The following is a 14,021-nucleotide window of genomic DNA, read 5'->3' as shown; positions in this document are numbered from 1 at the left end:
CCAACATCATCTCTGCCACCTGCGGATCCTCGACCCACAAGGCGACCTGCCGGGTCAACTCCGAACAGGTTGGTGGTCCCCCACCCGAGTCAGGATTCGGTGGCTCAGCAAAGCTGAGCCCATTGAGCTCGCTTAGAATTGATTGAGCTCGGGAGGGCCCCATCTACTTTGACCCCCGGTAGTCTACGAACGCTGGGCGCTCCTCGGGCGAGTGGGAGAACCAGTCATTGACCGCCAACGCGCTCACCGAAGCGTATTGGTCGGTTATTTGTACATGATTTCCTGGCACATCTGCCAACGTGACTGTGGTGGCGTAGCTCCAGGTGAACATCCAGTCGTTATTGTCTGCCGGTCCGCTGATCCGTTCGGATGCACGGACCTGGAGCGTCGGTATCTCGATTTGCTCCGCAGGCCACCACTGGAGGGAGAGGTAATGGACCATCGCGAAGACCCAGCTGTCATCGCCGTCATCGCCAGTCCGCCTGAGTCCCTCAAAAATCTGCTTTCGCCACAGCGGCCCGTCCTCCGATACGGTTTGAAGGTCTGCCTGCGAGGGTGTATCGAGCAGAATGACACCAGCCGGCGCCACGCCCATCCGCGCCAGCTTGGCAGCAACCCGGTGGGCGATCAGCCCACCGCTGGAGTGGCCGCCCAGTGCGAATTCTTCGCCGTTCGCGTTGTCTCGGATGATTGTCTCGGCGTACGCGAGAGTCATCGCCTCGATGTTCTCCGGCAGTTTCTCACCGGCATGGAAGCCGGGCGGGTGCAACACCGACACGTCACGGGTGCCTTGGAAGGCCAACGCCAGCCGCGCATATTGGAAATTGGCCGGGGCTACGTATGGGGTGAAGAGGTACAACTTGGGCTTGCCGTCGCCGGTGGCGACCCGTGTGGGAGGCCGGACCGCCTCGTCGGCCGTGTCCACACCGAACGTCTGGCGGAGCTTCGCCAATCGCCCGATCACGTCGGAGAACTCGTCGTGTCTGCCGTCGACCTCGGCCTGCATGTACATCTCCGCGAGGTTCGACACTCGAACGGCTCCCGAGCCGGCCGATTCGGCTCCGGTACTGCGGTCGCTGCCGGCACTCACGGCGGAGGCCAGCTTGTTCATCAGATGATCGGTCAACACCTCCGGGGCGGGATGGTCGAAGACCAGCGTGGCCGGCAACGACAGGCCGGTGGCGGTGGCCAGCCGGTTACGTAGTTCCACCGCGGTCAACGAGTCGAAGCCGAGTTCGCGGAACGCGCTGTCCGGGTCGATCGTCGTTGGGTCGGTGTGGCCGAGCACGACGGCGGCTTGTGTCCGTACCAGTTCCAGGACTGTCCGCTGGCGTTCCTCGACTCCCATAGCGGCCAGCCTGGCGGCCAGGTCCACCCGCGTATCGGCTGTGGTCGCCGCCCGGCGGGTCGTGCCACCAGCCAACACCCGCCACAACGGCGGCACGCCACCGGCCCCGGCACGACGCAGCGCGGCCACGTCCACCCGGATCGGCACCAGCTGCGGCCGGTCAGTACGCACCGCCGCGTCGAACAACGCCAGGCCCTGCTCGGAGGACATGGCAAGGATGCCGCTGCGTCGCATCCGGTCCAGGTCGACCTCGTCGAGATGCCCGGTCATCGCCGACTGTGGGGCCCACAGTCCCCACGCCAGCGACTGTCCGACCAGACCCGCGGCCTGCCGTCGTAGCGCCAGGGCGTCCAGAACGGCGTTGGCCGCGGCGTAGTTACCCTGTCCTGGTGCCCCGAGGGTGGCCGCGGCCGAGGAATACACCACGAACAACGCGAGATCCATATCCTGGGTCAGTTCGTGCAGCCACCACGCCGCGTCGGCCTTGGCCCGCAGCACCGTCTCCAGCCGCTGCGGCGTCAACGCCTCGATCACCCCGTCGTCGAGGACTCCGGCGGTGTGCACCACCCCGACCACCGGATGCTCGGCCGGTACCGCCGCCAACACCTCGGCCAGGGCGTTCCGGTCAGCGACATCACACGCCGGTCACCTGCACCCGCGCGCCCAGCTCGGTCAGATCAGCGACCAGCTCCGTGGCTCCCGCCGCGGCCGGGCCCCGCCGGGACAACAACAACAGATGCCCGACCCCATGCGTGGCGACCAGATGCCGGGCCAACAACCCACCCAACACCCCGATCCCGCCAGTGATCACCACCGTGCCACGCGAATCCAACCCAGCCGGCAACCGGTCAGGGCCGGACAGGGGCAGCCGGCCAGCACCACCAGCCCGGGTCAACCGGCGGATATACAGCTCACCAGCACGTACCGCGATCTCCGGTTCGCCGCTGTCGAGCACCGCCGGTCAGGATCCTGCCCAGTTCGTCACCGCGGTCGGTGTCGTCGTCCAGGTCAAGCAGTTCGCCACCGCGGTCGGTGTCGTCGTCGAGGTCGAGCAGGATGAATCGGTTGGGGTGTTCGGACTGCGCGGAGCGGACCAGGCCCCATACCGCGGCCGCGGCCAGGTCGCTGCCGTCGGTGGCGCCGCGGGTGGTCACCACCAGTCGGGAACCGTCCGTGGCCGCATCGGCCAGCCAGTCCTGGATCCAACCCAACACCAGCGTGCTCGCCGCGTGTGTGGCCTCGACAACGCCGACAGCATCGTCTGGAGCTGGTAGCTCGGCCACCACGAGCGTGGGTAGTTCGCCATCAACCTGCCCGTGCCATGCCCAGACGGGTTCGGTAGCCGCCGGCGTGGTGTCGGGCTGCGCGTCCTGGTAGTGGCATCCACTGCACCTCGAACAGTGACTGCGTCGCGTCCGGCATTCCCGGCGTCCAGTTGGTCGGGGGTCACCGGCCGCAACACCAACGAGTCCGCGGTCAGCACCGGCTGGCCGGCGGTGTCGAACACGGCCACCGCGATACCGCCGTCGTCGGCCGGTGTCAGCCGGACCCGCAGTGTGCTCGCTCCGGTCGCGTGTAGCTGGACCCCGCTCCACGCGAACGGCAACACCGTCTCATCGTCGTCGAGCAGCCCGGCCAACCCGATCGGGTGCAGCGCCGCGTCCAGCGCCGCCGGATGCAACCCGAACCCGTCCGCCTCGACGTGCTCGGACAGTGTCACCTCGGCGTACACATCCCGCTCGGCACGCCACACCGCCCGTAGACCCTGAAACACCGGCCCGTACACGTACCCGCCGTCGGCCAACCGTTCGTACAAGCCGTCAACAGCCACCGGCCGGGCACCGGCCGGCGGCCACTGCCCCAACCCGGCCGGGACCCGAGCAACCTGCGGGCTCAGCACACCAGTGGCATGCCGAGTCCACGAACCCTCCACACCCTCCACCCGGGAGTACACGTTGACCGGCCGTCGACCGTCCTGGTCGGCATCGCCGACCCATACCTGCACCTGCACCCCACCCTGCTCGGGCAACACCAACGGTGTCTGCAGCGTCAACTCCTGCACCAGCGCACAGCCCACCTGGTCGCCGGCATACATCACCAACTCCACGTACGCCGTGCCCGCCAGCAACACCGAACCCAACACCGCGTGATCGGCCAGCCACGGCTGCGCAGACAACGACAACCGGCCGGTCAACAACACCCCGTCGCCATCGGCCAACGACACCGCCGCACGCAACAACGGATGATCAGCCGAACCCAGCCCCAACACCCGAGCGTCCCCCACACCGGCCACCGCCGTCTGTGGCCAGTACCGCTGATGCTGGAACGGGTAGGTAGGCAGTTCCAGAGCCCGCCGATTGGTGTTCGTGTCGAGTAGTGTCGGCCAGTTCACCGGCCCGCCGTGTACGTGGACACCGGCGAGGGCGGTCAGTAGTGTCTGCGGCTCGTCGCGTTCGGCACGCAATGCCGGTAGCCATACGCCTGTTTCGGGGGTTTCGGAGTCGGCCATCGAGGTCAGCGTGCCGTCCGGGCCCAGTTCGAGGAAGACATCCACGCCCTGCTCGCGCAGCGCGCTTACCGCGTCGTGGTACCGCACCGCCTGGCGGGCGTGCGCCAACCAGTATCCCGGTTCGGTCACTTCTGCGCCGGGGGTGCCGGAGACCACCGGGATGGTCGGCTCTCGCCAGGCCACCTCAGCCAACACGTGTGCGAACTCGGCCAGCATCGGCTCCATCAACGGCGAATGGAACGCGTGACTGACCCGCAGCCGCCGCGCCTTGCCACCCCCGTCTCGCCACTGCTGCGCCAGATCCAGCACCACGTCCTGGTCACCGGAGATCACCGTCGAGTGGGGGCCATTGACCGCCGCCACGCCTACCAGGTCGGTGTGCCCGGCGATCAACTCGTGGGCCTGAGCGTCACTGGCGGTCAACGCCACCATGGCTCCACCCGCAGGTAGCGCCTGCATCAACCTGCCCCGCGCGGCTACCACCGCCACCGCATCGGCCAAATCCCACACCCCGGCCACATACGCCGCGCTCAACTCACCGATCGAGTGTCCGGCCAGATACTGCGGAACCACCCCCCACGAGCCGACCAACCGGTACAACGCCACCTGCACCGCGAACAGCCCTGCCTGGGTATACATCGTCTGGTCCAGCAACCGCGACTCGCCCGCGACCACCTCCCGCAACGGCCGCTCGAGATGTTGGTCGAAGTGTGCGCAGACCTGATCGAACGCCTCAGCGAATACCGGATACGCCTCATACAGGCCCTGGCCCATCCCGAGGCGCTGGCTACCCTGCCCGGAAAACACCGCCGCCAGCCGACCGGACCCGGCGATCCCGGTCACCACCCCCGGTGCCTGATCACCCGCGGCCAGCGCCTGCAGCCCGTCCATCAACACCGACCGATGCTGGCCGAACACCACCGCCCGATGCGCAAACACCGACCGGGCCGCCAACGCCCGCCCCACCGCAACCGGCCCAACCTCGCGCCGGTCGGCCACGAACCCGGCCAGCCGCTGCGCCTGCGCCCGCAACGCCACCTCAGTCTTGGCCGACAGCAACCACGGCACCACCCCGCCCGGCAGTACCGGCGACTGCTGGCCCGAGGCCGCCGGGTCGGCCGGTGTATCCTGCGACGACTCGAACGGTTCGGGCTCCTGCAGGATCTCGAACGGTTCGGCCTCTTCCAGGATCTCGAACGGTTCGGCTTCTTCGAGGATGAGGTGGGCGTTGGTGCCGCTGATCCCGAACGAGGACACCCCGGCGCGTCGTGGCCGGCCGCCGCCCGGCCATGGTGTGGCCTCGGTGAGTAGTCGCACCGATCCGGCCGACCAGTCCACATGTGATGACGGGGCGTCCACGTGCAGCGTCTTCGGCATCAACCCGTGCCGCATCGCGAGGACCATTTTGATGATCCCGGCGACGCCCTGCGGCTGCCTGGGTGTGGCCGATGTTCGACTTCACCGACCCCAACCGCAGCGGCTGGTCCGCGGGCCGGTCCTGGCCGTAAGCGGCGATCAGCGCCTGCGCCTCGATCGGGTCACCCAACGTGGTGCCCGTGCCGTGCGCCTCCACCACATCCACCTCGCCCGGCGACAGCCGCGCGTTGGCCAGGGCCTGACGGATCACCCGCTGCTGCGACGGCCCGTTCGGGGCACTCAACCCGTTGGAAGCACCATCCTGATTGACCGCGCTGCCCCGCAGCACCGCCAACACCTGATGCCCCCGCCGGCGGGCATCCGACAACCGCTCCAACACCAAAATCCCGACACCCTCACCCCAACCCGTGCCGTCAGCCGCGTCCGCGAACGGTTTACACCGCCCATCGGCGGCCAACCCACCCTGCCGGGAAAACTCCACAAACGCTCCCGGAGTGGCCATCACCGTCACACCGCCGGCCAGGGCCATCGAACACTCACCCGACCGCAACGCCTGCGCCGCCAGATGCACCGCCACCAACGACGACGAACACGCCGTGTCCACCGACACCGCCGGGCCTTCCAGGCCCAAGGTGTACGCCACCCGCCCCGATGCCACACTTCCGCTGGTCCCGGTGGCATATCCCTCGGTCTCGGCCGGGCTCGCCGCCAACTGCATGGCGTAGTCGTGGTACATGAGGCCCACATACACGCCGGTGTCCGACCCGCGTAGCCCGGACGGGTCGATGCCGGCCCGCTCCAACGCCTCCCAGGAAACCTCCAACAACAGCCGCTGCTGCGGATCCATCGCCACAGCCTCCCGCGGACTGATCCCGAAGAACCCCGCATCGAACAACGCCGCATCAGCCAGGAACCCACCCTGCCGGACATAACTGGTCCCCGACCGCGCCGGATCCGGGTCATACAACGACCCGACATCCCAACCCCGATCCACGGGGAACCCACCCACCGCGTCAACACCCTCGACCAACAACTGCCAAAACCCGTCCGGGTCACCCACCCCACCCGGATACCGACACCCCATCCCCACAATCGCCACCGGCTCATCGACACCCACACCGACCGCCACCGCCGCGAGGACATCGGTCTGCTCACCGAGCAGTTCGGTCAGCAGGTACCGGGCCAACACCACCGGTGTCGGATGGTCGAAGACCAGCGTGGCCGGCAACGACAGGCCCGGTCGCGGTGGCCAGCCGATTACGCAGCTCCACCGCGGTCAACGAGTCGAAGCCGAGCTCACGGAACGCGCTGTCCGGGTCGATCGTCGCGGGGCCGGGATGGCCGAGCACGACGGCGACCTGTGTCCGCACCAGTTCCAGGACTGTCCGCTGGCGTTCCTCGACTCCCATAGCGGCCAGCCTGGCGGCCAGGTCCACCCGCGTATCGGCTGTGGTCGCCGCCCGGCGGGTCGTGCCACCGGCCAACACCCGCCACAGCGGCGGTACGCTACCGGCGCCGGCTCGACGTAGCGTGGCCAGGTCCACCCGGATCGGCACGAGCTGTGGCTGGTTGGTACGTACTGCCGCGTCGAACAATGCCAGGCCCTGCTCGGAGGACATGGCAAGGATGCCGTTGCGTCGCATCCGGTCCAGGTCGACCTCGTCGAGATGTCCGGTCATCGCCGACTGTGGGGCCCACAGTCCCCACGCCAGCGACTGTCCGACCAGACCCGCGGCCTGCCGCCGTAGTGCCAGGGCGTCCAGAACCGCGTTCGCTGCGGCGTAGTTGCCCTGTCCTGGTGCCCCGAGGGTGGCCGCGGCCGAGGAATACACCACGAACAACGCGAGATCCATGTCCTGGGTCAGTTCGTGCAGCCACCACGCCGCGTCGGCCTTGGCCCGCAGCACCGTCTCCAGCCGCTGCGGCGTCAACGCCTCGATCACCCCGTCGTCGAGGACTCCGGCGGTGTGCACCACCCCGACCACCGGATGCTCGGCCGGTACCGCCGCCAACACCTCGGCCAGGGCGTTCCGGTCAGCGACATCACACGCCGCCACCTGCACCCGCGCGCCCAGCTCGGTCAGATCAGCGACCAGCTCCGTGGCTCCCGCCGCGGCCGGGCCCCGCCGGGACAACAACAACAGATGCCTGACCCCGTGCGTGGCGACCAGATGCCGGGCCACCAAGCCACCCAACACCCCGGTCCCACCAGTGATCACCACCGTGCCACGCGAATCCAACCCGGCCGGCAACCGGTCAGGGCCGGGCAGGGGCAGACGGCCAGTACCACCAGCCCGGGTCAACCGGCGGGTATACAGCTCACCAGCACGTACCGCGATCTCCGGTTCGCCGCTGTCGAGCACCGCGGTCAGGATCCTGCCCAGTTCGTCACCGCGGTCGGTGTCGTCGTCCAGGTCAAGCAGTTCGCCACCGCGGCCGGTGTCGTCGTCGAGGTCGAGCAGGATGAATCGGTTGGGGTGTTCGGACTGCGCGGAGCGGACCAGGCCCCATACCGCGGCCGCGGCCAGGTCCCTGCCGTCGGTGGCGCCGCGGGTGGTCACCACCAGCCGGGAACCGTCCGTGGCCGCATCGGCCAGCCAGTCCTGGATCCAACCCAACACCAGCGTGCTCGCCGCGTGTGTGGCCTCGACAACGCCGACAGCATCGTCTGGAGCTGGTAGCTCGGCCACCACGAGCGTGGGCAGCTCGCCATCAAGCCGGCCTGGCGGGTGGGGCACCAGTAGAGGTTGCGGCCGCTGCCCGTGCCATGCCCAGACGGGTTCGGTAGTCACCGGCGTGGTGGCGGGCTGCGCGTCTGGTAGTGGCATCCACTGCACCTCGAACAGTGACTGCGTCGCGTCCGGCATTCCGGCGTCCAGTTGGTCGGGGGTCACCGGCCGCAACACCAACGAGTCCGCGGTCAGCACCGGCTGGCCGGCGGTGTCGAACACGGCCACCGCGATACCGCCGTCGTCGGCCGGTGTCAGCCGGACCCGTAGCGTGCTCGCTCCGGTCGCGTGCAGTCGTACCCCGCTCCACGCGAACGGCAACACCGTCTCGTCGTCGTCGAGCAGCCCGGCCAACCCGATCGGGTGCAGCGCCGCGTCCAGCGCCGCCGGATGCAACCCGAACCCGTCCGCCTCGACGTGCTCGGACAGTGTCACCTCGGCGTACACATCCCGCTCGGCACGCCACACCGCCCGTAGACCCTGAAACACCGGCCCGTACACGTACCCGCCGTCGGCCAACCGTTCGTACAAGCCGTCAACAGCCACCGGCCGGGCACCGGCCGGCGGCCACTGCCCCAACCCGGCCGGGACCCGAGCAACCTGCGGGCTCAGCACACCAGTGGCATGCCGAGTCCACGAACCCTCCATACCCTCCACCCGGGAGTACACGTTGACCGGCCGTCGACCGTCCTGGTCGGCATCGCCGACCCATACCTGCACCTGCACCCCACCCTGCTCGGGCAACACCAACGGTGTCTGCAGCGTCAACTCCTGCACCAGCGCACAGCCCACCTGGTCGCCGGCATACATCACCAACTCCACGTACGCCGTGCCCGCCAGCAACACCGAACCCAACACCGCGTGATCGGCCAGCCACGGCTGCGCAGACAACGACAACCGGCCGGTCAACAACACCCCGTCGCCATCGGCCAACGACACCGCCGCACGCAACAACGGATGATCAGCCGAACCCAGCCCCAACACCCGGACGTCTCCCACACCGGCCACCGCCGTCTGTGGCCAGTACCGCTGATGCTGGAACGGGTAGGTGGGCAGTTCCAGAGCCCGCCGATTGGTGTTCGTGTCGAGTAGTGTCGGCCAGTTCACCGGCCCGCCGTGTACGTGGATACCGGCGAGGGCGGTCAGTAGTGTCTGCGGCTCGTCGCGTTCGGCACGCAATGCCGGTAGCCATACGCCTGTTTCGGGGGTTTCGGAGTCGGCCATCGAGGTCAGCGTGCCGTCCGGGCCCAGTTCGAGGAAGACATCCACGCCTTGCTCGCGCAGGGCGCTTACCGCGTCGTGGTACCGCACCGCCTGGCGGGCGTGTGCCAGCCAGTATCCCGGTTCGGTGACTTCTGCGCCGGGGGTGCCGGAGACCACCGGGATGGTCGGTTCTCGCCAGGCCACCTCAGCCAACACGTGTGCGAACTCGGCCAGCATCGGCTCCATCAACGGCGAATGGAACGCGTGACTGACCCGCAGCCGCCGCGCCTTGCCACCCCCGTCTCGCCACTGCTGCGCCAGATCCAGCACCACGTCCTGGTCACCGGAGATCACCGTCGAGTGGGGGCCATTGACCGCCGCCACGCCTACCAGGTCGGTGTGCCCGGCGATCAACTCGTGGGCCTGAGCGTCACTGGCGGTCAACGCCACCATGGCTCCACCCGCAGGTAGCGCCTGCATCAACCTGCCCCGCGCGGCTACCACCGCCACCGCGTCGGCCAGATCCCACACCCCGGCCACATACGCCGCGCTCAACTCACCGATCGAGTGTCCGGCCAGATACTGCGGAACCACCCCCCACGAGCCGACCAACCGGTACAACGCCACCTGCACCGCGAACAGCCCTGCCTGGGTGTACATCGTCTGGTCCAGCAACCGCGGCTCGCCCGCGACCACCTCCCGCAACGGCCGCTCGAGATGTTGGTCGAAGTGTGCGCAGACCTGATCGAACGCCTCAGCGAATACCGGATACGCCTCATACAGGCCCTGGCCCATCCCGAGGCGCTGGCTACCCTGCCCGGAAAACACCGCCGCCAGCCGACCGGACCCGGCGATCCCGGTCACCACCCCCGGTGCCTGATCACCCGCGGCCAGCGCCTGCAGCCCGTCCATCAACACCGACCGATGCTGGCCGAGCACCACCGCCCGATGCGCAAACACCGACCGGGCCGCCAACGCCCGCCCCACCGTAACCGGCCCAACCTCGGGCCGGTCGGCCACGAACCCGGCCAGCCGCTGCGCCTGCGCCCGCAACGCCACCTCAGTCTTAGCCGACAGCAACCACGGCACCACCGCGTCGGGCAGCGGGGCCGGTTCATGACCCAACGCCGTGTCCGGTGCGGGTTCGGCCTCTTCCAGGATGACGTGGGCGTTGGTGCCGCTGATCCCGAACGAGGACACCCCGGCCCGTCGTGGCCGGCCGCCGCCCGGCCACGGTGTGGCCTCGGTCAGCAGTCGCACCGATCCGGCCGACCAGTCCACATGTGTTGACGGGGCGTCCACGTGCAGCGTCCTGGGCATCAACCCGTGCCGCATCGCGAGGACCATTTTGATGATCCCGGCGACGCCCGCGGCTGCCTGGGTGTGGCCGATGTTCGACTTCACCGACCCCAACCGCAGCGGCTGGTCTGCGGGCCGGTCCTGGCCGTAAGCGGCGATCAGCGCCTGCGCCTCGATCGGGTCACCCAACGTGGTGCCCGTGCCGTGCGCCTCCACCACATCCACCTCGCCCGGTGACAGCCGCGCGTTGGCCAGGGCCTGACGGATCACCCGCTGCTGCGACGGCCCGTTCGGGGCACTCAACCCGTTGGAAGCGCCATCCTGATTGACCGCGCTGCCCCGCAGCACCGCCAACACCTGATGCCCCCGCCGGCGGGCGTCCGACAACCGCTCCAACACCAAAATCCCGACACCCTCACCCCAACCCGTGCCGTCAGCCGCGTCCGCGAACGGTTTACACCGCCCATCGGCGGCCAACCCACCCTGCCGGGAAAACTCCACAAACGCTCCCGGAGTGGCCATCACCGTCACACCACCGGCCAGGGCCATCGAACACTCACCCGACCGCAACGCCTGCGCCGCCAGATGCACCGCCACCAACGACGACGAACACGCCGTATCCACCGACACCGCCGGGCCCTCCAGGCCCAAGGTGTACGCCACCCGCCCCGACATGACACTCGCAGCGTTGCCGGTAAGGAGGTGTCCCTCGCTGCCGGTCTGCGCGTCGGCGATCATCGAGATGTAGTCCTGCCCGGTGGTGCCCACATACACGCCGGTGTCCGACCCGCGTAGCCCGGACGGGTCGATCCCGGCCCGCTCCAACGCCTCCCAGGAAACCTCCAACAACAGCCGCTGCTGCGGATCCATCGCCACAGCCTCCCGCGGACTGATCCCGAAGAACCCCGCATCGAACAACGCCGCACCAGTCAGGAACCCACCCTGCCGGACATAACTGGTCCCCGACCGCGCCGGATCCGGGTCATACAACGACCCGACATCCCAACCCCGATCCGCCGGGAACCCGTCCACCGCGTCAACACCCTCGAGCAGCAACTGCCAAAACCCGTCCGGGTCACCCACCCCACCCGGATACCGACACCCCATCCCCACAATCGCCACCGGCTCATCGACACCCACACCGACCGCCACCGCCGCGAGGACATCGGTCTGCTCACCGAGCAGTTCGGTCAGCAGGTACCGGGCCAACACCACCGGTGTCGGATGGTCGAAGACCAGCGTGGCCGGCAACGGCAGCCCGGTGGCGGTGGCCAGCCGGTTACGTAGTTCCACCGCGGTCAGCGAGTCGAAGCCGAGCTCGCGGAACGCTCGATCAGGTGCGATCGCCTGGGCACTGTGGTGACCGAGGGCTGTGGCCGCGTGGGTACGTATCAGTTCGAGCATCTTCTGCTGGCGCTGCGGGCCGGTCAATGCCTGCAGCTGAGTGGCCAGCTCTGAATCGTCGAGTGGGCCGGGCTCGGCGTCGGCGATGGCGGCTTGTGCCTCGGGCAGCCCGGCCAGTAGCGCACTCGGGCGTGCGGAGGTGAACGTCCGGGTGAACTGGGCCCAGTCCACGTCAGCGACCGCGAGGAAGTCTTCGTCCTGGCCGACCGCCTCGGCCAGTGCCTGCACCGCCCGCTGCGGGTCCATGCTCCGTACTCCACGCCGCTGCAACTGCTCGGCGTCGGCCTGCTCGGCCATTCCCTCGCCGGCCCACAAGCCCCATGCCACGCTGGTCACTGCCCGTCCCAGGGCACGCTGCTGGGTGGCGTAGGCGTCCAGGAACGCGTTGGCGGCGGCGTATACCCCCTGCCCGCCACTGCCCCATACACCGGCGTTCGAGGAGAACAGCACCATCGCGTCCAGCGGGTGCTCGGATCCCTCGACCAGCAGCTCGTGCAGGTTACGGGTACCTGCGACCTTCGCCGCCAAGATTTGGTCTGCCAACTGCGGATCGACGTCATCGATGGCCGCGAGCTGACCGACTCCGGCCGCGTGCACCACCGCATCGATCGGCCCCACCTCGGTCAGGGCCGCGGCCAACCCGTCACGATCTGCCACGTCGCAACCCAGCACGCTCACCCGTACCCGGTCTGCAGCGGTCAGCTCACCGATCAACTCGACCACGCCCGGCCCGTCCATGCCCCGGCGGGAGATCAACACCACATGCTCTGCACCATGCCTGGCCACCCAGCGAGCCACGTGTCCGCCCAGACCACCGGTACCACCGGTGACCAGCACCGTTCCCCGTGGCTTCCACACCCGCGGCGACTCATCCGGCCTGGCATGCACCAACCTGCGCCCGTACACGCCACTCGCGCGCACCGCGACCTGGTCCTGTCCGTCCCACCCGGCCAGTACCGCGGCACAACGACGCGCTGTCGCAGCCGCGTCCCGCGACGTGTCAGGCCAGACCGTGGGCAGATCAACCAGACCACCCCAGCGGCGGGGATACTCCAACGCCGCGACCAGACCCAAACCCCACGCCTGAGCCTGGACCGGGTCAGCGGGAGCGTCGAACCGGCCGGTACCGACCGCGCCGCGGGTGAGCACCCACACCCGCCCCGACAGGCCCGCGTCGCTACCCGTGTCGGTGTCGTTCAGACCCTGCAGCAGCGCCAGTAGCTCATGCACCGGCGCCCGGCCCGGCAGGAACACCACCCCGCCCAACCCGGCCACGTCCAGCCCGGCCATCACTGCCCGCAGCGCCGCAGCAACCCCCACCCGGGTGCCGTCAACAGCTACCGGCAACACCCGCGCGCCATGTCCGACCAGGATCTGCTCGACCAGCCCGATCCACCCCGACTCGGCGGGATCGGCCGCCAGATCCGCGCCATACAGCAGAAGCCACCTGCCGTTCAACACCGCCTCAGGGCCACCGGTCAATGGCTCCCAGACGACCCGGTACCGCCACGTGTCAATGGACCGCCGGTCCTGACGGGCCCGCTGCCACGCCGACAACGCAGGCAGAACCATGGCCAGACCCTGCTCATCCACCCCCAAGGTAGTAGCCAAAGCCGCTGCGTCGCCGCGCTGCACCACCTGCCAAAACTCCGCATCAAACCCACCGTCCACACCCTGCACCGGCAAACCCCGCACCGTCTGCGGCCAGTACCGCTGATGCTGGAACGGGTAGGTAGGCAGTTCCAGAGCCCGCAGCGGGATGGTCCCGTCCACCGCCCTGCCCACGCCTGTGGCCTCGGCCGGACCGGCACTCGTGTCGAGCAGTGTCGGCCAGTTCACCGGCCCGCCGTGTACGTGGACACCGGCGAGGGCGGTCAGTAACGTCTGCGGCTCGTCCCGTTCGGCACGCAATGCTGGTAGCCATACGCCTGTTTCGGGGGTTTCGGAGTCGGCCATCGAGGTCAACGTGCCGTCCGGGCCCAGTTCGAGGAAGACACCCACGCCTTGCTCGCGCAGCGCGCTTACCGCGTCGTGGTACCGCACCGCCTGGCGGGCGTGTGCCAGCCAGTATCCCGGTTCGGTGACTTCTGCGCCGGGGGTGCCGGAGACCACCGGGATGGTCGGTTCTCGCCAAGGCCACCTCAGCCAACAC

The 14,021-nt window shown here is 68.8% G+C and carries 5 protein-coding genes and 1 pseudogene; all 6 read right to left on the bottom strand.

Annotated features, from left to right (window positions below; translation table 11 throughout):
• Window positions 1-163 precede the first annotated feature (163 nt).
• Window positions 164-1,954 carry a type I polyketide synthase gene (locus tag DER29_RS35930; protein WP_158619017.1) on the bottom strand — a complete coding sequence of 597 codons (1,791 nt, stop codon included), beginning with the start codon at window positions 1,952-1,954 and terminating at the stop codon, window positions 164-166.
• Between the two features lie 28 nt (window positions 1,955-1,982).
• Window positions 1,983-2,162, bottom strand: a complete 180-nt coding sequence (locus DER29_RS35925) for a KR domain-containing protein (RefSeq protein WP_158619016.1) — start codon at window positions 2,160-2,162, stop codon at window positions 1,983-1,985.
• A 97-nt stretch (window positions 2,163-2,259) separates the two neighbouring features.
• Window positions 2,260-2,502 carry a hypothetical protein gene (locus DER29_RS13735; RefSeq protein ID WP_148710041.1) on the bottom strand — a complete coding sequence of 81 codons (243 nt, stop codon included), beginning with the start codon at window positions 2,500-2,502 and terminating at the stop codon, window positions 2,260-2,262.
• Window positions 2,499-5,234, bottom strand: coding sequence for a type I polyketide synthase (locus DER29_RS35290; protein WP_233600058.1), 2,736 nt, complete (start codon window positions 5,232-5,234; stop codon window positions 2,499-2,501). The genes DER29_RS13735 and DER29_RS35290 overlap by 4 nt, the downstream gene beginning before the upstream one ends.
• 106 nt (window positions 5,235-5,340) lie before the next feature.
• Window positions 5,341-6,318 (bottom strand): annotated as a pseudogene (locus DER29_RS35285) (beta-ketoacyl synthase N-terminal-like domain-containing protein); the annotation flags it as partial.
• A gap of 67 nt (window positions 6,319-6,385) precedes the next feature.
• The gene (locus DER29_RS35280) at window positions 6,386-13,981 is read right to left on the bottom strand and encodes a type I polyketide synthase (protein ID WP_233599774.1); all 7,596 of its coding nucleotides are present in this window, start codon (window positions 13,979-13,981) and stop codon (window positions 6,386-6,388) included.
• Between the last annotated feature and the right edge of the window lie 40 nt (window positions 13,982-14,021).

This window comes from Micromonospora sp. M71_S20 (assembly GCF_003664255.1).
Taxonomy (GTDB): Bacteria; Actinomycetota; Actinomycetes; order Mycobacteriales; family Micromonosporaceae; genus Micromonospora.
Note: the sequence above shows the minus strand (reverse complement) of the source record. Positions and strands in the feature narration are given on the sequence as shown.